The organism is Streptomyces sp. NPDC052773, from assembly GCF_044547145.1.
Taxonomy (GTDB): Bacteria; Actinomycetota; Actinomycetes; order Streptomycetales; family Streptomycetaceae; genus Streptomyces.
Genome location: NZ_JBITZX010000007.1, coordinates 132,112 through 157,686, shown reverse-complemented (window position 1 = coordinate 157,686; position 25,575 = coordinate 132,112). Strand labels below are relative to the sequence as shown.

Below are 25,575 nucleotides of genomic sequence, written 5' to 3'. Positions count from 1 at the left end.
GCCTGGTCGCAGCGGCCCGCGGTGTCGTGGGCCCATCATAGGAATGCGGATCGCGCCGTGTGATGACCCAGGGGTGGTGAATCAGAGCAAGACTCCAGTTCACCGCGGCTTTCGCCCCGATTGGGCAGGGCTTCGCCCGACCTGGTGACCGCCCCTATCTAGCCCTCTCCGGGGACCCGGGGCGGGCTGACCGTCGTCCGGGGCGGCCGTCGCTGGGACGAGGTACGCACGATCAGCTCGGTCGGTATCACCTGCTCGACGGGGTGCTCCGACTCGACGCCCTCGATGGCGTCGATGAGGAGCTGCACCACGGCCGTGCCGATCCGGCGCGGCTTCAGGGAGAGCGTGGTGATGGGCGGCTCGGTGTTGGCGTACACGGTGGACTCGCTGCAGCAGACCAGAAGCAGGTCGTCCGGTACGCGCAGCCCGTAGCGCCGGGCGGCGGCGAGCAGGTCGGTGCCGTTGGGGTCGAACAGTCCGTAGACCGCGTCGGGCCGGTCGGGGCGCGCGAGCAGCCGGTCGGCCGCGACGGCGCCCGCGCACGGGTCGTGCGCCGGGTAGGCCTCGTACACCGGGTCCTGGCCGACCCGCTCGCACCAGCGCAGGTACGCGGTGGTCGACAGGTGGGTGTACGTGTCCGTGGTGGTGCCCGTCAGCAGGCCGATGCGGCGGGCGCCGGCGTCGGCCAGATGGTCGAGGATGCCGAGGACGGCGGCCTCGTGGTCGTTGTCGACCCACGCGGTGACCGGCAGCGAGCCGGCCGGGCGGCCGTCGGAGACGACCGGTAAACCCTGCCGGACCAGCTCGCTGACGACCGGGTCCTGGTCGGAGGGGTCGATGACGACCGTGCCGTCCAGGGCGACGTTCGACCAGACGTCGTGCCGGGAGGTCGCGGGCAGGATGACCAGGGCGTAGCCGCGGGCGAGCGCGGCCGAGGTGGCGGCCCGCGCCATCTCCGCGAAGTACGCGAACTCGGTGAAGGTGAAAGGTTCATCCCCGTATGTGGTCACGGTCAGGCCGATGAGTCCCGACTTGCCGGTACGGAGGGTGCGGGCCGCGGCCGAGGGGCGATAGCCCAGCCGGTCGGCGACTTCTCGGACATGGCGCCGGGTGGCGTCCGGGAGCCTGCCCTTGCCGTTGAGGGCGTCGGAGACGGTCGTGATGGAGACTCCGGCGGCGGCGGCCACGTCTCTGATGCCCGCCCGGCCCGGCCGGCTGCCTCGACGTGAGGTTTCCGCGCGGCTCACCTGGTGCTTCCCTGCTGCTGTCATGGCGAGCCGATAGTAGGGCTCATGCGGTGGGGTAGTGCGGACGCATATGCAGCCATTGACAGGCACGTTTCTGCATGGCGGAAGAGGCTTAATTGCCTTTGATTTAAAGGTAGTTGAAGCCGTCCGGCATAGTACGTGACTTGTCGGCGTGCACCGGCCTGCCAACGGGGCCAGGTCTCGAAGAGGTCTCAACTCACCTTCACGAGGGATGCGCGCCACGGCGTGAGCCACGGGCGCGTAGATATATGTGCGGCGCGCCCCCCGCTTCGTACGCCTTCGAGCGATGATGCCCCTGATGCCACTGGGACGTGGGAGGTTGGCCTTCCCGCGTATCCGGTGTGCGCTCACCTGTTCGCAGCCGGGCCGAATCCTCATAAGGTAAGAAGCATTGGAAGCCGGCGGCGGCCAGGCGGCGTCGGTGGTCGCGAGGAGGACTGCGGTGAGCGAGACGAGCCCCAAGCTGCGCGCCGAGCTGGAGGGTATCCCCACCTACAAGCCGGGCAAGCCCGCTGCCGCGGACGGTCCGGTGGCCTACAAGCTGTCCTCCAACGAGAATCCCTATCCGCCGCTGCCCGGCGTGATGGAGCGCGTCACGGCCGCGGCCGCCTCCTTCAACCGCTACCCGGACATGGCCTGTACGGGGCTGATGAACGAGCTGTCCGAGCGGTTCGGGGTGCCCGTCTCCCACCTGGCCACGGGCACCGGTTCGGTCGGCGTCGCCCAGCAGCTGCTCCAGGCCACCTCCGGTCCCGGCGACGAGGTGATCTACGCCTGGCGGTCCTTCGAGGCGTACCCGATCATCACGCAGATCAGCGGCGCCACCTCGGTACGGGTGCCGCTGACGCCGGGCGACGTGCACGACCTGGACGCGATGGCGGCGGCGATCACCGACCGCACCCGGCTGATCTTCGTCTGCAACCCCAACAACCCCACGGGCACGGTGGTGCGCCGGGCCGAGCTGGAGCGCTTCCTGGACCGGGTGCCCGGCGATGTGCTGGTCGTCCTCGACGAGGCCTACCGGGAGTTCATCCGCGACCCCGAGGTGCCGGACGGTGTCGAGCTGTACCGGAACCGGCCGAACGTCTGCGTGCTGCGGACGTTCTCCAAGGCGTACGGCCTCGCCGGACTGCGGGTCGGTTTCGCGATCGCACACGAGCCGGTGGCGGCGGCGCTGCGGAAGACCGCGGTGCCGTTCGGGGTCAGCCAGCTGGCCCAGGATGCGGCGATCGCCTCGCTGCGCGCCGAGGACGAGCTGCTCGGCCGGGTCGGCTCGCTGGTCTGCGAGCGCAACCGCGTGGTCGACGGGCTGCGCTCGCAGGGCTGGACGGTGCCCGAGACCCAGGCCAACTTCGTCTGGCTGCGGCTGGGGGACCGTACGGCCGCCTTCGCCGAGGCGTGTGAGCAGGCGGGCGTCGTGGTGCGGCCGTTCCCCGGTGAGGGCGTGCGGGTGACCGTCGGGGAGGCCGAGGGGAACGACATCTTCCTGAAGGTGGCGGAGGCGTTCCGCAAGGAGCTGTGAGCGTACGGCCCCTTCTGGGGGCGTGACTGGCGCCGTGGCCCGGCTCGGGTCACGGCGCTTTTTCGTGCCGCGACGCGCCGCGCGCCGAGGTCGTTTTTTTCGGGGGGCGGGCGAGGGTGGCCGGTTCGGGGACCAGGCCGTCGCAACGGTGAACTGCCCGTCCGGGTGGTGCGGCACCTCGGGCGAGCCGGGAGCGGTGGAGCGGAGGTGGAGCGGCGGTAGCCCCCTACAGCTCCGCGAGCTCTACGCGCACAGGGTCGCCGTTGCGCACGGTCGCGAGCAGTCGGGGGTCGCCGTCGAGGCGGCCGAGGATGTTGCAGGGGCTGGCGAGGCGGCATTCGTCGCCCCGGGAGATCGGCGTGGGGCCGTAGGGGAGGGCGAGGGCGTCGCCGTCGGTCCAGAAGGCGACCGTTCCCGGCTCCACGACCTGGCGGGCGTCGGTTTCACGTGAAACCGCGACACCGGTGTCGAAGTAGACCTCCTCGCCCCAGGTGTGCGCGGTGGAGACGAGCGGCAGGGCCTTGGTGAGCGCCCGGGTCGTGGGGGTGTCGTCGAGGGTCGCGGTGAGGTGTCCCGCCGGCCAGGAGATCCGTATGCGGGTCTGTGGTTGCGCCTCTGCGTGCGCTTGTGAGTGCTGTGTGTGCATGGCGTGCAATTCAACAAGACGTTGAAGTCGATGCCAAGAGGGTGCCGCTGCGGCCAAGGAGGGACCCCCCTGCCTGTGGCCAGAATCGGTGCGTCATAATTGCTTGTGAATGTGAACGCGTTCACAAGCGCGTCCTGGTTGCTCCCTGCTTGGGGTGACAAAGGGCCGCAAACTGCCGTGTCCACGGCGATGTAAGGAGACTGACGACGTGGAATTGGCTTTGGCGCCCGAGACACTGGCGCGTTGGCAGTTCGGCATCACCACCGTCTACCACTTCCTGTTCGTCCCCCTGACGATCTCGCTCGCCGCCCTCACGGCCGGTCTCCAGACCGCGTGGGTGCGCACGGAGAAGGAGAAGTACCTCCGGGCCACGAAGTTCTGGGGCAAGCTCTTCCTGATCAACATCGCGATGGGTGTCGTCACCGGCATCGTGCAGGAGTTCCAGTTCGGCATGAACTGGTCCGACTACTCCCGCTTCGTCGGCGACGTCTTCGGCGCCCCGCTCGCCTTCGAGGCCCTCATAGCCTTCTTCTTCGAGTCCACCTTCATCGGCCTGTGGATCTTCGGCTGGGACAAGCTGCCGAAGAAGATCCACCTGGCCTGCATATGGATGGTCTCGATCGGCACGCTGCTGTCGGCCTACTTCATCCTCGCGGCGAACTCGTGGATGCAGCACCCGGTCGGCTACCGGATCAACGAGGAGAAGGGCCGGGCCGAGCTGACCGACTTCTGGCTGGTCCTCACCCAGAACACCACCCTCAACCAGGTCTTCCACAGCTTCTCGGCCGCCTTCCTCACCGGTGGCGCCTTCATGGTCGGCATCGCCGCCTTCCACCTGATGCGCAAGAAGCACATCCCCGTGATGCGCACCTCGCTCCGGCTCGGCCTGGTCACCCTTGCCGTCGGCGGTCTGTTCACCGCGATCAGCGGCGACACCCTCGGCAAGGTCATGTACGAGCAGCAGCCGATGAAGATGGCCGCCGCCGAGGCGCTGTGGGACGGCGAGAAGCCGGCACCCTTCTCCGTGTTCGCCTACGGCGACGTCGACAAGGGCCACAACAAGGTCGCCCTGGAGATCCCCGGCCTGCTGTCCTTCCTCGCCCACAGCGACTTCGAGTCGTACGTACCGGGCATCAACGACACCAACGAAGCTCTCCAGGAGAAGTTCGGGCCCGGCGACTACAAGCCCATCGTCCCCGTGGCCTACTGGGGCTTCCGCTGGATGATCGGCTTCGGCATGGCGTCCCTCTCGCTCGGCCTGCTGGGACTGTGGCTGACGCGGAAGAAGTTCATGCTGCCGGCCGCCTACCGCACCGGTGAGGACGAGGTGCCGCACCTGGTCCTGCTGAAGAAGCCGCTCGGCGCCAGGCTCACCCGGCTGTACTGGCTGCTCGCCCTGTGGACGATGGGCTTCCCGCTGATCGCCAACTCCTGGGGCTGGATCTTCACCGAGATGGGCCGCCAGCCGTGGGTCGTCTACGGCGTGCTCCAGACCAGGGACGCGGTCTCCCCCGGCGTCTCCACCGCTGAAGTCCTCACCTCGATGATCGCCTTCACCGCGCTCTACGCCGTCCTCGCCGTGATCGAGGTCAAGCTGCTCGTGAAGTACGTCAAGGCCGGCCCGCCCGAGCTGACCGAGGCCGACCTCAACCCGCCCACGAAGATCGGCGGCGACCTCCGTGACGCCGACAAGCCGATGGCCTTCTCCTACTAGGCCGAGGGAGCCACACAGTCATGGAACTGCACGACGTCTGGTTCGTCCTGATCGCCGTCCTGTGGACCGGTTACTTCTTCCTGGAGGGCTTCGACTTCGGGATCGGTGTCCTCACCAAGCTGCTGGCCCGCGACCGGCCCGAGAAGCGGGTGCTGATCAACACGATCGGCCCCGTCTGGGACGGCAACGAGGTCTGGCTGCTCACCGCGGGCGGCGCCACCTTCGCCGCCTTCCCCGAGTGGTACGCCACCCTCTTCTCCGGCTTCTATCTGCCACTGCTGCTCATCCTCGTCTGCCTGATCATCCGCGGTGTCGCCTTCGAGTACCGCGCCAAGCGGCCCGAGGAGCACTGGCAGCGCAACTGGGAGACGGCGATCTTCTGGACCTCGCTGCTCCCGGCGCTCCTGTGGGGTGTGGCCTTCGGCAACATCGTGCGGGGCGTGAAGATCGACCGGGATCTGGAGTACGTCGGCACCGTCGGGGACCTGCTCAACCCGTACGCCCTGCTCGGCGGTCTGGTGACGCTGACCCTGTTCACCTTCCACGGGGCGGTCTTCGCGGCGCTGAAGACGGTCGGGGAGATCCGGGAGCGCGCCCGGAAGCTGGCGCTTCAGGTCGGTTTCGTCACGGCCGTGCTCGCGCTGGTCTTCCTGCTGTGGACGCAGGTGAACAGCGGGAACGGTAAGAGCCTGATCGCCTTCGTCGTGGCGGTCGCCGCGCTGGTGGTGGCCCTGGCGGCGAACCAGGCGGGGCGTGAGGGCTGGGCCTTCACGCTCTCGGGGCTCACGATCGTGGCCACCGTGGCCATGTTCTTCCTGACGCTCTTCCCGAACGTCATGCCGTCGACGCTGAACCCCGACTGGAGCCTGACGGTCACCAACGCCTCCTCCAGCCCGTACACCCTGAAGATCATGACCTGGCTCGCGGTTGTCGCGACGCCGGTGGTGGTGCTGTACCAGGGCTGGACGTACTGGGTGTTCCGCAAGCGGATCGGGACCCAGCACATCGCTCCCGACGCGCACAGCGCTCCCGCGGCGCACCCCACCCCCGAAGCCGTCCACTGAGGTGTGTTTCACGTGAAACCGATCGATCCACGGCTGCTCCGCTACGCCCGTGCCACCCGGTTCTTCCTGGTGGCGGTCGTCGCCCTGGGCGCCGTCGGCGCCGGGCTGGTCATCGCGCAGGCGATGCTCATCGCCGAGACGGTGGTGGGCGCCTTCCAGCACGGGATGTCGGTCACCGAACTCCGCACCCCGCTTCTGCTGCTGGCGGCCGTCGCCTGCGGCCGTGCCCTGGTCGGCTGGCTCACCGAGCTGGCCGCGCACCGGGCGAGCGCGGCGGTGAAGTCGGAGCTGCGGGGGCGGCTGCTGGAACGATCGGCGGCGCTCGGCCCGGGATGGCTGAGCGGACAGCGCACCGGTTCGCTGGTGGCGCTGGCGACGCGAGGAGTCGACGCCCTCGACGACTACTTCTCGCGGTATCTGCCCCAGCTGGGGCTCGCGGTGGTCGTTCCGGTGGCGGTGCTGGCGCGGATCGTCACCGAGGACTGGGTGTCGGCGACGATCATCGTCGGCACCCTGCCGCTCATCCCGATCTTCATGGTGCTGATCGGCTGGGCCACCCAGTCCCGGATGGACCGTCAGTGGCGGCTGCTGTCCCGGCTCTCGGGGCACTTCCTGGACGTGGTCGCCGGACTGCCGACCCTCAAGGTGTTCGGCCGGGCCAAGGCCCAGGCCGAGTCGATCAAGCGCATCACCGGTGAGTACCGGAAGGCGACCCTGCGCACCCTGCGGATCGCCTTCCTGTCCTCCTTCGCACTGGAGCTGCTGGCCACCCTCTCGGTGGCCCTGGTCGCGGTGACCATCGGCATGCGGCTCGTGCACGGCGAGATGGACCTGTACATCGGCCTGGTCATCCTCGTCCTCGCACCCGAGGCCTACCTGCCGCTCCGGCAGGTCGGCGCCCAGTACCACGCGGCGGCGGAGGGCCTGGCGGCGGCCGAGGAGATCTTCTCGGTGCTGGAGACCCCCGTACCGGCCTCGGGCACAGACCCCGTCCCGACCGGCCCGCTGACCTTCGAGGACGTGACCGTCCGCTACCCCGGACGCGCGACGGACGCCGTCTCCGGCGTCTCCCTCACCGCTCAGCCCGGCGAGACGGTCGCGCTCGTCGGCCCGAGCGGCGCCGGCAAGTCGACGCTGCTCAGCATCGCGCTGGGCTTCGTACGGCCCACCGAGGGCCGCGTACGGATCGGGGAGGCCGATCTCGCCGACGTCGACCTGGAGCAGTGGCGCTCGAAGATCGCCTGGGTGCCGCAGCGACCCCACCTGTTCGCCGGGACGATCGCCGAGAACGTCCGGCTGGCCCGCCCCGACGCGGACGACGACGCTCTGCGCCGTGCGCTGCGGGACGCGGGCGCGCTGGAGTTCGTCGACGCCCTTCCCCAGGGTGTGGACACCGCGCTGGGGGAGGACGGCGCCGGCCTGTCCGCCGGCCAGCGTCAGCGCCTCGCCCTCGCCCGCGCGTTTCTCGCCGACCGGCCCGTGCTGCTGCTGGACGAACCGACGGCCGCGCTGGACGGCGCCACCGAGGCGGAGATCGTCGCGGCGGTCCGGCGCCTGGCGGCGGGGCGCACCGTGCTGCTGGTGGTGCATCGGCCGGCGTTGCTGGATGTGGCGGATCGGGTCGTACGGCTGGGAGCCGGGGAGGCGGGGGGTGCCGGGCGTGCCGGGGGTGCCGGAGACGCTGGGGACGCTGGGCGTGCCGGCGGTGCCGGGGACGCGGAGGGCGTCGAGCCCTCGCGCTCGGCGGTGCCCCGGCCTCGGCCCCGTCCGGCGTCCGACCGGGCGCTGGAACCCTCGGCTGACGCACCGGCTGACCCGTCGGCTGACCCATCCTCTGACGCCCCGGCCGGCGACCCAGCCGATGACCTTGCAGGCGACCCCGCCGGCGCCCCTGCCGACCACCCTGCCGACCGCCCTGCCGGTGTTCTCGCCAACCACCCGGGCGGTGTCCTCGCCCGCGTCCGCGCGATGTCCGGCGCCCGCCGGGGCCGCCTGGTCCTCGCGTTGCTCCTCGGCAGCCTCGCGCTCGGCAGTGCCGTCGGGCTGATGGCCACCTCCGGCTGGCTCATCTCGCGGGCCTCGCAGCAACCGCCCGTGCTGTATCTGATGGTGGCGGTGACGGCCACGCGGGCCTTCGGGATCGGCCGGGCGGTGTTCCGGTACGCCGAGCGGCTGGTGTCGCACGACGCGGTGCTGCGGATGCTGGCCGACACCCGTGTCGCCGTCTACCGGCGGCTGGAGCGCCTGGCGCCCGCGGGTCTGCACGCCACCCGCCGCGGCGACCTGCTCTCCCGGCTCGTCGCCGACGTCGACGCGCTCCAGGACTACTGGCTGCGCTGGCTGCTCCCCGCCGGTGCCGCCGTCGTGGTCTCCACGACCTCCGTCGGCTTCACCGCCTGGCTGCTGCCCGAGGCCGGCGCCGTCCTCGCCGTCGGCCTGCTGGCGGCCGGCGCCGGGGTCCCGCTGATCACCGGCGCCGTGGCCCGCCGCGCCGAGCGCCGGCTCGCCCCCGCGCGCGGCGTGCTCGCGACCCGCGTGGCCGACCTGCTGACCGGCACCGCCGAGCTGACCGTCGCCGGCGCCCTGCCCGCCCGTACCGCCGATGCCCGGCGGGCCGACGGCGAGCTGACCCGGATCGCCTCGCGCGCGGCCACCGCCACCGCCCTCGGCGACGGACTGACCGCACTCGTCTCCGGCCTGACCGTGGCCGCCGCCGCGCTCACGGGCGTCCAGGCCGTCGCGGACGGTCGGCTGAGCGGGGTCGCGTTGGCCGTCGTCGTCCTCACTCCGCTCGCCGCCTTCGAGGCCGTCCTCGGGCTGCCGCTCGCCGTGCAGTACCGGCAGCGGGTGCGCCGCAGCGCGGAGCGCGTCTACGAGGTCCTGGACGCTCCCGAGCCGGTACGGGAGCCACAGCGGCCCCGGCGGGCGCCCGCGACCCCGTTCCCGCTGGTCCTGCGGGACCTGACCGCACGTCACCCGGGCCAGGACCGGGACGCGCTCGCCGGGCTCGACCTGACGCTGGAGCAGGGGCGGCGGATCGCGGTCGTCGGCCCCTCGGGCTCCGGCAAGACCACGCTGGCGCAGGTGCTGCTCCGCTTCCTCGACGCTCGCGCGGGCTCGTACACACTGGCCGGCGTGGACGCGTACGCACTCGACGGTGACGACGTACGACGGCTCGTCGGGCTGTGCGCCCAGGACGCGCACCTCTTCGACAGCACCGTGCGCGAGAACCTGCTGCTCGCCCGGCGGGACGCCACGGAGACCGAACTGCGGGACGCGCTCGCCCAGACCCGGCTGCTGGAGTGGGCCGACAGCCTGTCCGACGGGCTGGACACCCTGGTCGGCGAGCACGGGGCACGGCTCTCCGGCGGCCAGCGGCAGCGGCTCGCCCTCGCGCGGGCGCTGCTCGCCGACTTCCCCGTGCTCGTCCTCGACGAGCCGGCCGAGCATCTGGACCTGCCCACCGCCGACGCCCTCACCGCGGACCTGCTGGCCGCCACCGAGGGCCGTACGACACTCCTCATCACCCACCGGCTGGCCGGACTCGAGGACGTGGACGAGGTCGTCGTGCTGGACGCCGGACGGGTCGTGCAGCGCGGGCCGTACGCGGAGCTGGCCGCGGTGGACGGGCCGCTCCGGGAGATGGCGGCGCGTGAGGCGGCGGCGGAGCTGCTGACGGTGGCATGAAGGTGGTGCCGGCAGAGGCCTTACCGCCGTACTCGTCCGGGGGACTGACTGACCATCACCCTGTCCTGCGACTGCTCCATAAGACTCCATAAGAGCCGTTCGGTTCCCCCATGCGTACGACTCGAACAGGCCGGGAGCGACGGCGCGGGCCACGATCGCTGACATGCTCCCTCTTCGCCGTCACCCCCGGCCTTTCGCGGTGCTCGTGTGCGCGCTCGCCGTTCTCGCCGCCCGGCCCACCGACGTCCCCGACGGCGACACCGGCGGCGCCGGTGGCTCCGCGGCGGGGACCGGGACGGAAGTGGCGCGGCTGTATCAGGACGCGGCCCTGGCGACGGAGCGGTACGAGCAGGGGCGGCTCGAGGCGGAGGCGCAGCGCGCGGAGGCCCAACGGCTGGAAGGGCTGCTGGAGCAGGAGCGGCGGGAGATCGCCGTACTCCACGAGGACCTGGGGCGGATCGCGCGCGCCCAGTACCGCGACGGCGGAGGGCTCCCGATCGCCGCGCAGATGCTCCTGGCGGGCAGCCCGGAGGAGCTGATGCGCGGTCAGCGGGTCTTCGCACAGGCCGACACGGCGGTGAACAACGCGATCGCCAAGAGCCGACGTGCGGAGGCACGGCTCGCCACCGACGAGGCGAAGGCGCAGGAGGCCTGGCAGGCGCTGGAGAAGCGGAACGCCGAACTCGCGGCGATGAAGAGTTCCATCGAACAGAAACTGGAGGAGGCGCGGCAGCGGTTGCAGGGCGAGGCGAACGCCTCCGCCGCGGCGGGCAGCTGCCGGGGCGCGGTTCGGCTGGACCAGCCGGAGATGAACTTCATGAACGAGTGGGTCGCGCCGGTGGAGACGTACACCCTCTCGGCCGCGTTCGGCAGCGGCGGTGCCCGATGGGCCAACCGGCACACCGGGCAGGACTTCGCGGTGCCGATCGGCACACCGGTGCGGGCGGTCGGCGCGGGCAAGGTGGTGAGGATCGCCTGCGGTGGCGCCTTCGGCATGGAGATCGTGCTGGAGCATCCGGGCGGTTACTACACGCAGTACGCCCACCTGGCGTCCATCGCCGTCGACCGGGGCGAGCAGGTGCGGACCGGCCAGTGGATCGGCCAGTCCGGCACGACCGGCAACTCGACCGGCCCGCACCTGCACTTCGAGGTCCGGGTCACCCCGCAGCTGGGCTCGGGGGTCGACCCGGTGCCCTGGCTTGCGGCGCGAGGAGTACGCCTCGGCTAGGCGGAGCCCGGTCCGCCGCCGGACAGGTTCCCGTCGCTGCGGACGCGTTCGGCCAGCAGTTGCTCGATCACGACCGCCACACCGTCCTCGTTGTTGGCGACCGTACGGCCCGACGCCGCCGCGACCACGTCGGGGTGGGCGTTGCCCATGGCGTACGACCGGCCGGCCCATGTCAGCATCTCGACGTCGTTCGGCATGTCCCCGAAGGCGACGACCTCCTCATGGGAGATGCCGCGCTCGGCACAGCACAGGGCGAGCGTGCTGGCCTTGGAGACGTCCGGCCCGCTGATCTCCAGCAGGGCGCTGGGGCTGGAGCGGGTGACGTTGGCGCGCTCGCCGATGGCGAGGCGGCCCAGGGTGAGGAAGGCGTCCGGGTCGAGCGTGGGGTGATAGGCGAGGATCTTCAGCACCGGCTCACCGGCCCCGGGGGCGTCCGCCGCGAGCAGCTGCTCGGCGGGCGCGAGCGCGTCGGGGATCTCCATGTGCAGCTTGGGATAGTCGGGCTCCTGGTAGAAGCCGTACGTCTGCTCCACGGCGAACACCGTGCCCGGCGCCGCCTCGCGCAGCAGCCGCACGGCCTCCCTGGCGTTCTCCCGGGCCAGCTCGCGCACCTTCACGAACCGGTGGGTGCCGGGGCCGCCGTGGAGGTCTACGACGGCGGCGCCGTTGCCGCAGATCGCCAGGCCGTGGCCGTGGACGTGGTCGCTGACGACGTCCATCCAGCGGGCCGGGCGGCCGGTGACGAAGAAGACCTCGATGCCTGCCTCCTCGGCGGCGGCGAGGGCGGCGACCGTGCGCGGGGACACCGACTTGTCGTCGCGCAGCAGCGTGCCGTCGAGGTCGGTGGCGATCAGCCGGGGCGGTATCGCGGGGGCCGGGGTCTCGGACTGTCGAGTCGCTGAGGTCACCCGGCCATTCTCGCGCATATGCCCGCACGACCGTGCGGGAGTCCGCACATCTGAGTGCTCACGCGCTCTCGGTGGCCTCGTCACCCTCTGTCGCCTAGGCCAGCTGTGCCGGTGCCTCCATGGCGATCCGCTCGAAGACCTTCTGCTCGGCGGCGAAGTCCGAGTCGGGGATCGGCCAGTGGATCACGATCTCCGTGAAGCCCAGCTCGCGGTGGCGGCCCGCGAAGTCGACGAAGGCGTCCAGGGACTCCAGGGGCCGGCCGCGGTCCGGGGTGAAGCCGGTGAGGAGCACCTTGTCGAGCGTGGTCATGTCCCGCCCGATCGCCGCGCAGGCGTCGGCCAGCTTGTCGATCTGCCCGCGGATGGCCTGAACCGACTGCTCGGGCGTGCCGTTCTCGTACAACTTCGGGTCCCCGGTCGTCACCCAGGCCTGCCCGTGCCGGGCGGCGAGCCTCAGTCCGCGCGGGCCGGTGGCGGCGATGGCGAAGGGCAGCCGGGGGCGCTGTACGCACCCGGGGATGTTGCGGGCCTCGTGCGCCGAGTAGAAGTCGCCCTCGTACGACACCGCGTCCTGGGTGAGGAGGCGGTCCAGCAGGGGCACGAACTCGGCGAACCGGTCGGCACGCTCACGCGGCGTCCAGGGCTCCTGGCCGAGTGCGGTGGCGTCGAAGCCGGTGCCGCCCGCGCCGATGCCGAGGGTGATCCGGCCGCCCGAGATGTCGTCGAGGGAGATCAGCTCCTTGGCGAGGGTCACCGGGTGCCGGAAGTTCGGCGAGGTCACCAGGGTGCCCAGCCGCAGCCGCGAGGTCACCGCCGCGGCGGCGGTCAGCGTCGGCACGGCGCCGAACCAGGGGCCGTCGCGGAAGCTGCGCCAGGACAGATGGTCGTAGGTGTAGGCGGTGTGGAAGCCGAGCTGCTCCGCGCGCTGCCAAGCCTCCTTGGTCCCTTCGTGCCAGCGGCGGTACGGGAGGATCACAGTGCTCAGGCGCAGACTCATGCCACCGAGCCTAAGCGGCCCACCAGGTTTCACGTGAAACGGAGCCCGGTCTCACCCGGCACTGCTCCTGCCACCGGCTCAGCGCCCCTCCGGGAACCGCAGGTACCGCGGCGGCACGGCCCGCGTCAGCCACACCCCGTTCGCGCTGACCCGGAACTCATGACCGTCCCGGTGCATGGCCCCCGCGTCCACCGCGAGCACCACCGGCCGGCCCCGGCGAGCGCCCACCCGCGTCGCGGTCTCCCGGTCGGCCGAGAGGTGCACATCGTGCCGGCTCATCGCCCCCAGCCCCTCCGCCCGGATCTCGTCCAGGTTGCGGGCCACGGTCCCGTGATAGAGGTACGGCGGCGGAGCGACCGCCGGCAGCCCCAGATCCACTTCCACGGTGTGGCCCTGACTGGCCCGGATCCGGGTGCCCTCGACCGCGAACCGCTTCTTGTCGTTCGTCGCGACGACGTGGTCCAGCTCCTCCCGGCTGAAGCGGAACCCGTGCGCGGCGGCGGCCGCGATCAACGCGTCGATCTCGACCCATCCCCCCTCGTCCAGCTCCAGTCCTATCCGCTCCGGCTGGTGCCGCAGATGCTTCGAGAGGTACTTCGACACCTTCACGGTGCGTCTCTCATCCATCCCGCCAGGGTGCCGGGCGAGACGCGGATCACGCATCCGATATACGCCTGGAGGTTTGATCCACAGCAACTCGAGTTATCCACAGGCAGATGGGTCAACCCTGTGGACAAACCCACCGGCTGATCATGTCCAGAATGCGGGGCCCTGCCGACTTGCCCACCAAACGCCAGAGGCCCCGGATTTCTCCGGGGCCTCTGTTCTGTGCGCACTCGGCAGGATTCGAACCTGCAACCTTCTGATCCGTAGTCAGATGCTCTATCCGTTAAGCTACGAGTGCTTGTTCTTTTTTCTCCGCCGCTCCCGTTCCTTTCGGCCCGCTCGCGGCGACAGGAAGAACATTACATGACTGCCGCCGCCATGTGAAATCCGATTGGCTCACCCCGCCTGACCTGCGGAAACGTCGGATGGGGGAGGGTGGGGCGGCAGTGGGCGAGGAGTGGGCAGGCGGTGGGCGGGGGCCCGGAACGGCGAAACCCCGGTCCGTGGGGACCGGGGTTTCGGCGATCTTGCGCGGAGGCGGAGGGATTTGAACCCTCGATGGGCTTTAAGGCCCAAACCGCATTAGCAGTGCGGCGCCATAGACCGGACTAGGCGACGCCTCCAGCACAGCCGCCCGCGCGAGCGCGAGTGGTGCGTGCAGATGATGACACAGTCGAGCGTGCTGCCACCAATCGCCCCCCACGGTACTAGGCAGGCGGGCCGCAGGGCAAAGGGCTTCCCGGAGGAGTCGCAGGTGGTCGCCGAGTCGGCCCCCCGACGGCTGTGCGAGCGCTGTCGAACGCAACGTACCGACGCGTTCGGCGTTAGTCAGGTCATGTTGCAGGACACCACCCCCCACACGGTCCGGCGGCTGCTCGTCGCCGCCGGAGCCTCCCTCGCCGCGCTCGGCTCGTTCGCCGCCGCGCCCGCCGCCACTGCCGCCACCGCCACGGCCACCGCCGCGTCCGCTGGTCCCGCCGCGGGCCTCGCGGGCCTCGCAGGCCCGTCGTCCGTGCTGCCGCCGACCCTCCGGGGCGGCGAGCGGCGCGGTGGCGATCACCACCTCACCGTCACCGTCCGAGGCGCAGGCCGTGGAGCGGACGGGACGTTCCGGGTCGACTGCCATCCGGCGAGCGGCGACCACCCGGACGTGGCCGGCGCCTGCCGTGCGCTCGACCGGAACACCCGGTGGGGGCAGAACGCCTTCGCTCCGGTCGCCGAGGGCGCCGTCTGCACCATGCAGTACGGCGGCTCCGCCACTGCGAGAGTCACCGGGACGTGGGCCGGACGCCCCGTCGATGCCACGTTCGACCGCAGCAACGGCTGCGAGATCGACCGCTGGAACCGGCTCGTGCCGTTGCTGCCCGACCTGAGCAAATAAGGAGAGGGAGCCGAGGAGAAAGCGCAGGCCGCTGTAAACGTCCTGCGGAGGTGACGAGAGGGGCGCATGGACGCGGACGTATCCGGCCATGCGCTCCTTGCCGCATGGGTGCCGGCCGGGCTTCACCGCCTTGTGCGACCTCTCTCCCATCCGGCGTCGCGAGCGCAACCCCAGCCCTTAGACTCCCTCGCGTGACACGCCGCGGGCCGGTTGGCAAGATGGCCCGAGCGGTCGGCAAGGTGCGGTAACAGGGAGGAAGCGTCTCGTGAGCAGCAGGCCACCCCGAGGCGCTGCTCGCCTCGCAGCCATACTCGACGCGCTCCCCGACGCGTTGGTCCTGGTCAACGCCAACGGAACCGTCGTCAACGCCAACGCGATCGCCCTGGAGGCCTTCGAGACCCCGGGCACCGCGCTCGTCGGGCGCGGGCTGCTCGACCTGCTGCCCGACTTCGACTCCAAACTCATCCCCGGCTCCATGCGGCGGCCCGACCACATGGACCCGCGCGGCCGGACCAAGCCGACCCGGATGATGGCCCGCCGCACCGACGGCACCGAGTTCCCGGTCGAGGTCACCTCCGCCAACCTCGAGAACAGCCAGCAGGCTTACGACAGCTACGGCTACACCGGCGACGAGCTGCTGATGCTCGTCGTACGCGACCTCTCGGGCACCGTCGACACCGAGGCCGAGCTGGCCCGCTCGCAGCGGCAGACCGAGATGATCCTGCGGGCCGCGGCCGAGGGCGTCGTCGGCACCGACACCGACGGGCGGATCGTCCTGGTCAACCCGGCCGCCGCGCAGATACTGGGCTACCGGGCCTCCGACCTCGGCGGCAAGGAGCTGCACACCCTCGTCCTGCACTCCCGCGCCGACGGCTCCCCCTTCCCGTACGACGAGTCCCCGCTCGCCGACACCCTGCGCTCCGGGCGCAAGCACCGGGTGCGCGGCCAGGTGCTGTGGTCCAAGAGCGGCGACAAGGTCGCGGTCGATCTGACCACCGCGCCGGTGCGCGACGGCGACCAGCTCGTCGGCGCCGTCATGACCTTCCTGGACCGGCGGCCCTACGACGCGCTGGTCGAGGAGAAGGAGCAGCAGGAGCGGGCGCACGCCGAGGAGCTGGAGCGGCTCGCCGAGGAACACGCCTCCGACCTCACCGCGCTGCGCCAGCAGCACGTCACCGAGATCGAGGAGCTGCGCGAGCGGCACCAGGAGGAGCTGGCCGCGGGCGAGGAGCGGTACGCCTCCCTCGCCGAGCGGGAGAAGGATCGTTACGAGGCGCTCGCCGCACGCTACGAGCAGCTGCTCACCCTGCTGGGCACCTCCCTGCGCGGCCCCCTCGACGAGCTGCGCCGCGAGCTGTCCACGCTGGCCGCGGACGACGCCGGGCAGCTGTGGCCCGAGGCCAATCAGGTGCTCCACCACCTGTCGGCCGGCTACTCGCGGATCACCACCCTCATCGACAACGTCCTCGGCTACCAGCGTCTCGACTCCGGCACCGACGAGATCACCCGCACCAAGGTGATGCTCGACCGCGTGGTCGCCTCCGGTGTCGACGGCGCCGTCGAGCTGATCGGCCCGGGCCGGGTGCAGTTCGCCGTGCACGCGCCGCCCATCGAGGCCGAGGTCGACGCCCGGCTGCTGGCCACGGCGCTCGCGCACCTCGTCGCCGATGTCGCCGGGGTCGACGCGACCGGGAACTCCCCGGTGTCCGCGGGCGGTTATATGGACAACACCGTCGTGGTCGCGGCGGCGCAGCGGGGCGAGGTCGTACGGATCGAGGTGCGGGGGCCGTACGCCGGGGGCGATCCGGTGCACGAGCCGATCGTGCGCGGGATCGTGCGGGCGCACGGCGGTGTGCTGCAGACCCACGAAGTGCCGGGCATGAGCGGGAGCGCGTACGTCCTCGAGGTGCCGCTCGGCGGGGGAGCGGGGGCCGTGTCCGCGTCCGCAACGCCCTCCACGGCCGTGGCTGTGGCCGACCCCGAGGGGGACGCGGCCCCGGCCGCCGAGCAGACGTCCGGTGGCGGGCGGCGGCGGGCCCGGCGGGGTGCCACCGACGCCTTCCTGGAAGCCGACGTACCGGGTACGGCCGACGGTGGCGCGGAGCAAGATCAAGCGCCCGCGCCCGCGCCGACCGGGCGGCGGCGCCGGCGCGCGGTGGCCGCGGAACCCGAGCCGCAGCAGCCGGTGGCCGCCGAGACGACCGAGGCCGTCGCGAGCGGCACCGGCCGTCGGCGCGGCCGGCCCGCCGAGGACGCGGCGCGGGCCGCCGCCGCGGTGGCCGAGGGTGCCGTCGTCACCGCCGATGAACACGCCGCGGGGACGGCCGCCGCGGGGACCGGTCTGGGCGGGACGGTGCCGCCGCAGGGCGTTCCCGCCTCCGGTGGCCGCCGTGCGCGCCGCGCACCCGAGGAGCAGCACGCCCTGCCTCCGGCGCTGCCCGCCGCGAGCGAGGAGAACGCGCAGCCGACGGGGCGTCGGCGCCGTGCGCTCGCCGCCGCCCAGGAGCGGGCCGCGGCGCAGGAGGCCGGGCCGCGCACGGTGTTCGCGCTGCCGCCGGCGGAGGCGGACCGGGCGTCCGAGGGGGTCGAGGGGGCTGAGGGGGAGGCCCTGCCGCAGCCGGGGCAGCCCGGGCAGCCCGGGCAGCCGGGGCAGCCGGGGCGGCCCGGACAGCCTGCTCAGCAGCTCCCGCAGCCGTCGCCGTCTTCGCAGCTTCCGCAGGCGCAGGTTCCCGGTGGGCCGGTGCCGCCCGGCGGGGTGCAGGCGGGGGCCGTGCCCATGCCCGCTCCCATGCCCATGCCGGTTCCGGTTCCGGCGCCGGTCCCGGGGCAGAACGCTCAGGTCCCCGCGGCCCCTCATGCCCCTCAGGCCCCTCAGGCCCCGCACGCCTCGCAGGCACCCCAGCCCCAGAGCCCGCAGGCCCCGAGCCCGCAGGCCCAGCTCCCCGACGGTCCCGTCCCGCAGACCGCGCCCCAGCCCGTGCCGCCCGCCGCCGCCCAGCCGGGCGCCGTACAGCCGGGTGCCGGGCACCCGGGCGCCGCGCCCATGCCGATGCCGGCTCCCGTCCCCGCTCCTGGCCCGGCCCAGGTCCCGCCGCAGGCCACCCCGCCCGCCACCCCGGTCGCCGACGACCACGGCCGCCACGACGCCGTGCCGCACGACCAGTCCGACGACCACACCCCGCCGCAGCCGCACCCCACGAGTGCGCCGACCGGGCGTCGCCGGCGGCCTGTGGCCGTGCCGCCGGAGCCGGCCGAGGCGCCCGCGCAGAACATTCCGGCCCAGGCCGGCGCGCCGCAGCCCGCTCCGGCCGACGCGCCGCAGGCGACCCCGCACCCCGGCCAGGCGGTCGCGGCTCCGCAGCCCCAGCCCGTTCCGGCGGGGTCGGCCGCCGTCCCCGCGCAGGCCCCGGCCGACACCGGCCAGGTCGTGGTGCCCGCGCAGGCCGCCGCCGGGCAGCCCGTCGCGCACTCGGTCGCCCAGCCCGCCGTCCAGCCGGTCGCGCACCCGCTGCCGGGTCAGCCGCTGCCCGCCGAGTCGATCGCCGGTCCCACCGCGCCCGCCGCCGCGACGCCCGCCGCGGGCACTCCGGCGCCTCAGCCGTGGCCTGCCCCGGAGGGGGACACCTCCGGGGCGGGTACGCCCCTCCCGGGCGGCAACGGCCCGAGCGGCCCCGTAGCGGGGAACGGCACGGACCCCGCCGTAGCGCCACAATCCGCGCCGACGGCAACCCCGGCGCCTGCTCCGGCCCCGGCTCCGCAGCCGAACGGCCCCCAGCCGCACGCTTCCGGCAGCACCCCCCTGCCCCCGGAAGCCACGGCGCCCACGCCCACCCCTCCGCCCGCCCCCTCGCCCGCGCGGCAGCCGCTGCCCGCCGAGGCCGCCGCGCCGGTGGACCCCAACTCGACGCAGGGCCGGTCGATCAGCGTGCGGACCCTGGGTCAGGGCGTGCCGTTCAACCGGCAGGCCGCGCAGGTGCAGCAGCCGCCGGGCGCCGCCACGCCTCCCCCGCATCAGCCGGGCGGCTCCGGGCGGCGCCGCAAGCTGGGCACCCCGCCGGAGCCGGCCGCCGCGCGGCCGCATCCCCCGGCCGAGCAGGCCGTCGCCCCGCCGGCGGCGCAGCCCCAGCCGCCAACGGCCCCTCCGTCACCGGCCTCGCCCTCACCGGCCCCGCCGCCGTCGCCCGCCCAGCCGCCGCGGCTTTCCGCGCAGGCGAGCGAGGGGGCCGGACGGTCATACGCCATAGGCGCGCCGGACGAGAACGCCGCCGAGGGGCCTGAGCCGCTGGACGGTCCCGGCGGGGCCGTGGAGGTGGCCGACACGCCGCCTCCGCAGCCGATGGACGACGAGCTTCCGCCGGAGCCGCTGGACAATCCGCGGCGGCTGCTGGTGTGGCCGGCGCCGGACGTCAGCACCCAGCAGGCGCTCAGCGACCGCGGTTACCGGCCGGTGATCGTGCACTCGCGCGAGGAGGTCGACGCGCAGATCGCCGCGTTCCCGGCGGCGCTGTTCGTGGATCCGCTGACCGGGCCGATCACCCGGACGGCGTTGCAGTCGCTGCGGCAGGCCGCCGTCGCGGCGGAGGTGCCGGTCATGGTGACGGCCGGGCTCGGGCAGGCGTCGCGCGACGCGGCCTACGGCGCCGACCCCGCCGTACTGCTCAAGGCGCTCGCGCCGCGGGACAGCGAGCAGCACCCGCCGCGCGTACTGCTGATCGACGAGCACGCGGAGATAGCGCTGGCGCTGACGGCGACGCTGGAGCGGCGCGGTATGCAGGTGGCGCGGGCGGCGAGCGACGCGGACGCGGTGGCGCTGGCCGGGCAGTTCCGGCCGAACCTGGTCGTGATGGACCTGATGCAGGTGCACCGGCGGCGGGCCGGGATCGTGGACTGGCTGCGCGCGAACGGTCAGCTCAACCGCACCCCGCTCGTCGTGTACACGGCCGCCGTCGACCAGGCCGACCTGCCGCGGCTCGCCTCGGGCGAGACGGTGCTGTTCCTGGCGGAACGGTCGACCAGCGCCGAGGTGCAGTCGCGGATCGTGGACCTGCTCGCCCGTATCGGCACGAACTAGAGCCGACAGCGGTCGCGAACCGAAGCCGACAGCGGTCACGAACCGAAGCCGACAGCGGTCACGAACCGGAGCCGACAGCGGTGACTAAGGAGCCACCAGCCTGCGGGCCGCTTCCTTGATCGATGCCCGGAGACGGGCGCGGTCGGTGTCCTCCGTGCCCGCCAGGATGCGGGCCATCTGCGGGACGACGGTCGCCCAGTTGGCCAGCGCGGTCAGCAGGAGCAGCAGGTCGGGCGCCGGGATCGCGTCGGTGACGACGCCCCGGCGCTGACCGTCCTCGACCGCGGCGACCTTGCGGGCGTAGTGCTCGCGGCGGTCCGTCTCGTCGGGGAGTTCGGCCGAGCCGTACTCGATGCCTTCCCAATAGAGCAGGCGCAGGATCTCGGGGTGGGCGGCGTGGTAGTCGAGGAGGCGGTCGATCCAGGACTCGATGTCGTCCGCATCGACGGGGACGGAGGCGGCGAGGTCGAGCATCTTCTTCTCGAGGACGTGCGCGAACAGCTCGGCCTTGTTTCCGAAGTAGGCGTAGATCAGCTGCTTGTTGGCCTTGGCCTCGCTCGCGATGCGGTCGATGCGGGCGCCCGCGATGCCGTGCCGGGCGAACTCGGCGACCGCCGCCTCGAAGATCCGGGCCTTGGTGGCCTCGGGGTCCCTTGCTGCCATGGGGGACAGGGTAGCGCGGTGGGTAACCAACTGTTTGGTTGACGGGGAATGCGGGGGCGGCGCAGACTGTTGCCCCATCGTCCAACCAACTGGTTAGTTATTAGAGTCGGCTCGAAGGGTCTCCCCGCTCATGCGCCTGCCGTCAGCGAGCACCACGTCAGCGAGCACCACGTCAGTGGGCACCACATCAGTGAGCTCCACTCCCCCCACGGTGTCCCGCGCGACCCCCGTACACGCTCCGCGCACCCCCGCCCCCGGCCTCTTCCTCACCCTCCTGGCCGTGTGCAGCGCGGTCACCGCCGCCAACATCTACCTGGCCGCCCCGCTGCTCACCCTCATCGCCCGCGACTACGGCTCCGCGCCGTCCGCCGTCGCCTGGATCGCCTCGGTGGCGCAGCTCGGCTACGCCCTCGGGCTGCTGCTCTTCGCCCCGCTCGGCGACACCGTGAACCGGCGCCGGCTGGTCTCGGGCCTCACCGTCGTCACGGCCGTCGCGCTGGCCGCCGCCGCGGTCGCCCCCGGCTCCGCCGCGCTCGCCGCGGCCGTCCTCGTCGCCTCCGCGGCGACCGTCATCCCCCAGCTACTCGTCCCGCTGGTCGCCGAACGCGCGCCCGCCGAGCGCCGGGCCCGCCATGTCGCGGCCGTGGTCGCGGGGCTGTTCACCGGCATCGTCGCCGCCCGGGTGGTCGGCGGGCTGGCCGGGCAGGCGTTCGGCTGGCGCTGGGTGTTCGCGGGCGCGGGCGTCCTCACCCTGGCCCTGGGCCTGGCGACCGCGCTGGTCCTGCCCTCCGAGCACCGGCCGCGCACCGGGCCGCTGTTCGGCGGCATCGCCGCGCTGCCCGGACTGGTCCGCCGCTCGCCCGACCTGCGGCGGGCCTGCGCACGGCAGGCGGGGATGTTCGGCGCGTGGAGCGCGCTGTGGACGTCGCTGGCGCTGCTGCTGACCGGTCCGGAGTACGGCCTGTCCACCGCCACCGCTGGGCTGTTCGGCCTCTTCGGGCTCACCGCGAGCGTCGTCGCGCCGCTGGCGGGCGGGCTGGTGGACCGTTTCGGCGCCGGCCGGGTGGTCCGCGCCGCGTATCTGCTGGCCGCCGTGTCCGTGCCGCTGTTCTGGGCCGGGGGACACGTCCTGGTGGCGCTGTTCGTCGCCGCGATCCTGATCCACGCGGCGCTCGTCGCCTCCCACGTCGCCAACCAGACCCTGGCCCTGACCACCACCTCCGCGCCGGCCACCGCCAACACCGCGTACGTGGTCGCCGGTTTCGCGGGCGGCGCCGCCGCCTCCGCCCTCGCGGGCCCCGCCTACACCCACTTCGGCTGGGGCGGGGTGTGCGCGGTGGCGGGGGTGTGGCTGCTGCTGGGGTGGGGGACGACCGTCGTACGGCGATGAGGGTGCCGTACGACGGTCCGCGCGCCGTCGCCGTAGGACGGTCGGCGCGCCGTCGCCGTAGGACGGTCGGCGCGCCGTCGCCGTAGGACGGTCGGCGCGCCGTTGCCGTACGACAGGCCGACGTGGCGTTGCCGTACGACAGGCCGGCGCGCCGTCGCCGTACGGCGGTCGGCGCGCCGTCGGGTGATCAGAGCCGGGTGACGTCCAGCTCGCCCTCCGCGTACTGCTTGCGCAGGACCTTCTTGTCGAACTTGCCGACGGAGGTCTTCGGCACGGCCGGGATGACCGTCCAGCGCTCCGGCAGCTGCCACTTGGCGATCTTGCCCTCGTCGGCGAGGAAGGCGCGCAGGGTCTCGAAGTCCGCGGTGGCGCCCTCCTTGAGGACGACCGTGGCCAGGGGGCGCTCGCCCCACTTGTCGTCGGGCACGGCGACGACCGCGGCCTCGGCGACGTCCGGGTGGGACATCAGGGCGTTCTCCAGCTCCACCGAGGAGATCCACTCGCCGCCGGACTTGATGACGTCCTTGGCGCGGTCGGTGAGGGTGAGGAAGCCGTCGGGGGAGATGGTGCCGACGTCACCGGTCTTCAGCCAGCCGTCCTCACTGAACTTGTCCGCGGGGCGCAGGGGTTCGGCGTCCGGGCCGTTGTAGTAGGCGCCGGCGATCCACGGGCCGCGGACCTCCAGCTCGCCCGCGGACTCGCCGTCCCAGGGCAGGCGCTCGCCGCCGGGGCCGGTGAGGCGGGCCTCGACGCCCGCGGGGAAACGGCCCTGGGTGAGCCGGTAGCCGAACTCCTCCTCGGTGCCGACCGCGTGGGCCGGCGGGCGGGCGACCGTGCCCAGCGGGGAGGTCTCGGTCATGCCCCAGGCGTGGCAGACCCGCATGCCGAGCTTGTCGAAGGCCTCCATGAGGGAGGGCGGACAGGCGGAGCCGCCGATGGTGACCTGGCCGAGCGAGGAGACGTCGCGCGGCTTGGCGGTCAGCTCGGCGAGCAGGCCCTGCCAGATGGTGGGGACGGCGGCGGCGTGCGTCGGCTTCTCCCGCTCGATCATCTCGGCGAGCGGCGCGGGCTGGAGGAAGCGGTCCGGCATCAGCAGGTTGACGCCGGTCATGAAGGTGGCGTGCGGCAGACCCCAGGCGTTCACGTGGAACTGGGGCACCACGACGAGCGAGGTGTCCTGGTCGGTCAGGCCCATCGACTGGGCCATGTTGACCTGCATGGAGTGCAGATAGACGGAGCGGTGGCTGTAGACCACGCCCTTGGGGTCACCCGTGGTGCCGGAAGTGTAGCACATGGAGGCGGCCTGGCGCTCGTCCAGCTCGGGCCAGTCGTAGGCGGTCGGCTTGCCCGCGATCAGCTCCTCGTACTCGTGGACGCGCACGGACGCGTCGGCGAGCAGGGAGCGGTCGCCCGGCCCGGAGACCACGACGTGCTCGACGGTCTTCAGGTGCGGCAGCAGCGGCGCGAGCAGCGGCAGCAGGGAGCCGTTGGCGATGATCACGCGGTCGGCGGCGTGGTCGACGATCCAGGCCAGCTGCTCCGGGGGCAGCCGGAGGTTGAGGGTGTGCAGGACCGCGCCCATGGAGGGGATCGCGAAGTACGCCTCGACGTGCTCGGCGTTGTTCCACATCAGGGTGGCCACGCGGTCGTCGTCGGCGATGCCCAGGTCGTCGCGCAGGGCGTGGGCCAGCTGGGCGGCGCGGGCGCCGATCTCGGCGTACGAGCGGCGGTGCGGCTCGGCTTCGCCGGTCCAGGTCGTCACCTGCGACGATCCGTGGATCGTGGACCCGTGGGTCAGGATCCTGGAGATCAGCAGCGGTACGTCCTGCATGGTGCTCAGCACGGCGTCCTCCCGAGGGCGTCATTGCCTACGCGGCGGTAGGGGATGCGCTGATTCTGGCCGCATACCGCTCGGTATGTCACTAGGGGAGGGCGATCGATCACGTCACCTTGCGGTAAACGCGGGGGCGCTGCTACGGCGGGGCCCTTACGAGCAGGGCCGCTACAGGCGGTGCCCTTACGGGGCGGCTTACCGGCAGGGCCGGCGTATCGGCTCCAGCTCCGGGTCCTCCCGGAGCTTGCCGAGCGCGCGGGAGACCGCCGACTTCACCGTGCCGACCGAGACGCCCAGCACCTCGGCGGTCTGCGCCTCGCTCAGGTCCTCGTAGTACCGCAGGACGACCATGGCGCGCTGCCGGGCGGGCAGCCGCATGATCGCCCGCCACATCGCGTCGTGCAGCGCCTGCCGCTCCGCCGGGTCGTTCCCGCCGGGCACCGGCTCCGGCTCGGGCAGCTCCTCGCAGCTGAACTCGTCGACCTTGCGCTTGCGCCACTGCGAGGTGCGGGTGTTCAGCAGGGCGCGGCGCACATAGCCGTCGAGGGCGCGGTGGTCCTCGATGCGGTCCCAGGCGACGTACGTCTTGGTCAGCGCGGTCTGCAGCAGGTCCTCCGCGTCGCTCGGGTTCGCGGTCAGCGACCGGGCGGTGCGCAGCAGGACCGGCTGACGAGCCCGCACGTACGACGAGAACGACGGATACGCGGCGGCGTACGGCAGTGGCCGCGCGGCCGGCGAGGCCGCGTCCGAAGCGCTGGTGCAGACGGGTGTGGTCATGGCTCAACGCTAGGTTCGCGAGCCTGTGGTCCTCATCGCCCGCAGGTCCCGAAGACGACTCCCCCTCAGGTTGTAGAGGCGGCGCCGGGTGGACCTCCTGGAGGGGGACGAGGGGGTGAGAACGCCTGGGGGTTTACCCCTGGGGGTCGTCTGGGAGGAGGACGAGGCGCGGGACCGCCGCCGACTGCGGAGGACGAGGAAAGGGCGGCCGAGACCATGGCTCGCCCGGCCCCGGAAACGACTGAGCGGCGGTGCCGAAGCACCGCCGCGCAGACGGACCTTGCTCACCCCGCAGAGCACCCCATACGGAGTTTCCCGGGCCGGTGCCGGAACACCGGCCCGTCAGTTCACCACCACAGCGGGGTGAAGGCGACGGCGACGTTGTCGTTGCCCTGGTTGACGGCGGTGAAGGCGGAGCCGTCCACCTGGGCGGTGTTGCTCTGGTTCGAGGCACCCGAGCCGATCGCCTGCTGCTCTGTGGTGGCGGAGTTGCCGTTGTTGTCGCCCCCGACGCCGCTGCCGAGGCTGCCCTGGATGGCGTTGGTGACCGCCGCGCTCGATCCGTTGTCCGCGAACGCGCCGTTGTCGGCCGTCGCCACCCCGCTGTAGAGGGCGGCCGCGAGCGGGACAGCGGAGACGGCGGCGATGACGCGGGCGGTACGGATACTCGCCATGTTGGTTCCTCTCAGAAGCAAATGTCGCACCGGCCCGGAGGCCGTGGTGTGCGTAAGTACGGCTTCCACCAAGGCAGTTGGCCGATCGCCTCGGTGCTGTGTACGACGTCGCGTGATCAGAGGTGCCCACCGAATCCCCGGCGAA

At 72.5% G+C, this 25,575-nt stretch carries 17 protein-coding genes and 2 tRNA genes; 8 read left to right on the top strand and 11 right to left on the bottom strand.

Going from position 1 to position 25,575, the window contains the following annotated elements; all coding sequences use genetic code 11:
* Positions 1–158 precede the first annotated feature (158 nt).
* On the bottom strand, positions 159–1,271 hold the full coding sequence (locus tag ACIG0D_RS18035) for a LacI family DNA-binding transcriptional regulator (protein WP_399801551.1): 1,113 nt from the start codon (positions 1,269–1,271) through the stop codon (positions 159–161).
* A gap of 439 nt (positions 1,272–1,710) precedes the next feature.
* Here ACIG0D_RS18035 and hisC point away from each other — a divergent pair, with 439 nt between their 5' ends.
* Complete coding sequence (gene hisC, locus ACIG0D_RS18030; protein ID WP_399801548.1) at positions 1,711–2,790, top strand: histidinol-phosphate transaminase; 1,080 nt, start codon at positions 1,711–1,713, stop codon at positions 2,788–2,790.
* 226 nt (positions 2,791–3,016) lie between these two features.
* Here the strand turns inward: hisC and ACIG0D_RS18025 are convergent, their stop codons facing one another.
* Entirely contained in the window at positions 3,017–3,436 is a 420-nt protein-coding gene (locus ACIG0D_RS18025) for a cyclophilin-like fold protein (protein ID WP_399801545.1), read from the bottom strand.
* A 208-nt stretch (positions 3,437–3,644) separates the two neighbouring features.
* Here ACIG0D_RS18025 and ACIG0D_RS18020 point away from each other — a divergent pair, with 208 nt between their 5' ends.
* The 4 genes from ACIG0D_RS18020 to ACIG0D_RS18005 all read left to right on the top strand — a co-directional run bounded on the left by ACIG0D_RS18020 (position 3,645) and on the right by ACIG0D_RS18005 (position 11,129).
* On the top strand, positions 3,645–5,150 hold the full coding sequence (locus ACIG0D_RS18020; RefSeq protein WP_399801542.1) for a cytochrome ubiquinol oxidase subunit I: 1,506 nt from the start codon (positions 3,645–3,647) through the stop codon (positions 5,148–5,150).
* Positions 5,151–5,170: 20 nt separating this feature from the next.
* Positions 5,171–6,214, top strand: coding sequence for a cytochrome d ubiquinol oxidase subunit II (gene cydB / locus ACIG0D_RS18015; protein ID WP_399801539.1), 1,044 nt, complete (start codon positions 5,171–5,173; stop codon positions 6,212–6,214).
* Positions 6,215–6,226: 12 nt separating this feature from the next.
* Complete coding sequence (cydD, locus tag ACIG0D_RS18010; RefSeq protein WP_399801537.1) at positions 6,227–9,901, top strand: thiol reductant ABC exporter subunit CydD; 3,675 nt, start codon at positions 6,227–6,229, stop codon at positions 9,899–9,901.
* Positions 9,902–10,064: 163 nt separating this feature from the next.
* Positions 10,065–11,129 carry a peptidoglycan DD-metalloendopeptidase family protein gene (locus ACIG0D_RS18005; protein ID WP_399801534.1) on the top strand — a complete coding sequence of 355 codons (1,065 nt, stop codon included), beginning with the start codon at positions 10,065–10,067 and terminating at the stop codon, positions 11,127–11,129.
* On the opposite strand, the gene ACIG0D_RS18000 is transcribed toward ACIG0D_RS18005, so the two are convergent.
* The 5 genes from ACIG0D_RS18000 to ACIG0D_RS17980 form a co-directional block, all read right to left on the bottom strand.
* Positions 11,126–12,037: an HAD-IIB family hydrolase gene (locus ACIG0D_RS18000; protein WP_365757134.1), complete on the bottom strand. Its 912-nt coding sequence runs from the start codon at positions 12,035–12,037 to the stop codon at positions 11,126–11,128. The genes ACIG0D_RS18005 and ACIG0D_RS18000 overlap by 4 nt on opposite strands.
* A 94-nt stretch (positions 12,038–12,131) precedes the next feature.
* On the bottom strand, positions 12,132–13,034 hold the full coding sequence (locus ACIG0D_RS17995; protein ID WP_399801531.1) for an LLM class flavin-dependent oxidoreductase: 903 nt from the start codon (positions 13,032–13,034) through the stop codon (positions 12,132–12,134).
* Between the two features lie 78 nt (positions 13,035–13,112).
* Positions 13,113–13,661 (bottom strand): RNA 2'-phosphotransferase, encoded by a 549-nt coding sequence (locus ACIG0D_RS17990; protein WP_399801529.1) that lies wholly within the window; start codon positions 13,659–13,661, stop codon positions 13,113–13,115.
* A gap of 204 nt (positions 13,662–13,865) precedes the next feature.
* Positions 13,866–13,938 (bottom strand) — tRNA-Arg (locus ACIG0D_RS17985).
* A 234-nt stretch (positions 13,939–14,172) separates the two neighbouring features.
* Positions 14,173–14,263, bottom strand: a tRNA-Ser gene (locus tag ACIG0D_RS17980).
* 212 nt (positions 14,264–14,475) lie between these two features.
* Here ACIG0D_RS17980 and ACIG0D_RS17975 point away from each other — a divergent pair.
* Together ACIG0D_RS17975 and ACIG0D_RS17970 are read left to right on the top strand one after the other, a co-directional pair.
* Complete coding sequence (locus ACIG0D_RS17975) at positions 14,476–15,021, top strand: SSI family serine proteinase inhibitor (protein WP_399801526.1); 546 nt, start codon at positions 14,476–14,478, stop codon at positions 15,019–15,021.
* Positions 15,022–15,286: 265 nt separating this feature from the next.
* Positions 15,287–20,092: a PAS domain-containing protein gene (locus tag ACIG0D_RS17970; protein ID WP_399801523.1), complete on the top strand. Its 4,806-nt coding sequence runs from the start codon at positions 15,287–15,289 to the stop codon at positions 20,090–20,092.
* 84 nt (positions 20,093–20,176) lie between these two features.
* Here ACIG0D_RS17970 and ACIG0D_RS17965 read toward each other — a convergent pair whose 3' ends face one another.
* On the bottom strand, positions 20,177–20,755 hold the full coding sequence (locus ACIG0D_RS17965; protein ID WP_399801521.1) for a TetR family transcriptional regulator: 579 nt from the start codon (positions 20,753–20,755) through the stop codon (positions 20,177–20,179).
* Positions 20,756–20,891: 136 nt separating this feature from the next.
* Between ACIG0D_RS17965 and ACIG0D_RS17960 the strand changes: the two genes are divergently transcribed.
* On the top strand, positions 20,892–22,145 hold the full coding sequence (locus ACIG0D_RS17960) for an MFS transporter (protein WP_399801974.1): 1,254 nt from the start codon (positions 20,892–20,894) through the stop codon (positions 22,143–22,145).
* A gap of 187 nt (positions 22,146–22,332) precedes the next feature.
* Here ACIG0D_RS17960 and ACIG0D_RS17955 read toward each other — a convergent pair whose 3' ends face one another.
* The 3 genes from ACIG0D_RS17955 to ACIG0D_RS17945 form a co-directional block, all read right to left on the bottom strand.
* Complete coding sequence (locus tag ACIG0D_RS17955; RefSeq protein ID WP_399801971.1) at positions 22,333–23,976, bottom strand: long-chain fatty acid--CoA ligase; 1,644 nt, start codon at positions 23,974–23,976, stop codon at positions 22,333–22,335.
* Between the two features lie 198 nt (positions 23,977–24,174).
* Positions 24,175–24,756 carry a SigE family RNA polymerase sigma factor gene (locus tag ACIG0D_RS17950; RefSeq protein WP_365757148.1) on the bottom strand — a complete coding sequence of 194 codons (582 nt, stop codon included), beginning with the start codon at positions 24,754–24,756 and terminating at the stop codon, positions 24,175–24,177.
* A gap of 347 nt (positions 24,757–25,103) precedes the next feature.
* Positions 25,104–25,430: a hypothetical protein gene (locus tag ACIG0D_RS17945; RefSeq protein ID WP_399801518.1), complete on the bottom strand. Its 327-nt coding sequence runs from the start codon at positions 25,428–25,430 to the stop codon at positions 25,104–25,106.
* Positions 25,431–25,575: the final 145 nt, after the last annotated feature.

Bases quoted from the DNA above. Each gene is read 5' to 3' on its own strand.
- ACIG0D_RS18035 (WP_399801551.1), bottom strand. From the start codon at position 1,271: ATGACAGCAGCAGGGAAGCACCAGGTGAGCCGCGCGGAAACCTCACGT.
- ACIG0D_RS18025 (WP_399801545.1), bottom strand. From the start codon at position 3,436: ATGCACACACAGCACTCACAAGCGCACGCAGAGGCGCAACCACAGACC.
- cydB (WP_399801539.1), top strand. From the start codon at position 5,171: ATGGAACTGCACGACGTCTGGTTCGTCCTGATCGCCGTCCTGTGGACC.
- ACIG0D_RS18005 (WP_399801534.1), top strand. From the start codon at position 10,065: ATGCTCCCTCTTCGCCGTCACCCCCGGCCTTTCGCGGTGCTCGTGTGC.
- ACIG0D_RS17995 (WP_399801531.1), bottom strand. From the start codon at position 13,034: ATGAGTCTGCGCCTGAGCACTGTGATCCTCCCGTACCGCCGCTGGCAC.
- ACIG0D_RS17990 (WP_399801529.1), bottom strand. From the start codon at position 13,661: ATGGATGAGAGACGCACCGTGAAGGTGTCGAAGTACCTCTCGAAGCAT.
- ACIG0D_RS17975 (WP_399801526.1), top strand. From the start codon at position 14,476: ATGTTGCAGGACACCACCCCCCACACGGTCCGGCGGCTGCTCGTCGCC.
- ACIG0D_RS17965 (WP_399801521.1), bottom strand. From the start codon at position 20,755: ATGGCAGCAAGGGACCCCGAGGCCACCAAGGCCCGGATCTTCGAGGCG.
- ACIG0D_RS17955 (WP_399801971.1), bottom strand. From the start codon at position 23,976: ATGCAGGACGTACCGCTGCTGATCTCCAGGATCCTGACCCACGGGTCC.
- ACIG0D_RS17950 (WP_365757148.1), bottom strand. From the start codon at position 24,756: ATGACCACACCCGTCTGCACCAGCGCTTCGGACGCGGCCTCGCCGGCC.
- ACIG0D_RS17945 (WP_399801518.1), bottom strand. From the start codon at position 25,430: ATGGCGAGTATCCGTACCGCCCGCGTCATCGCCGCCGTCTCCGCTGTC.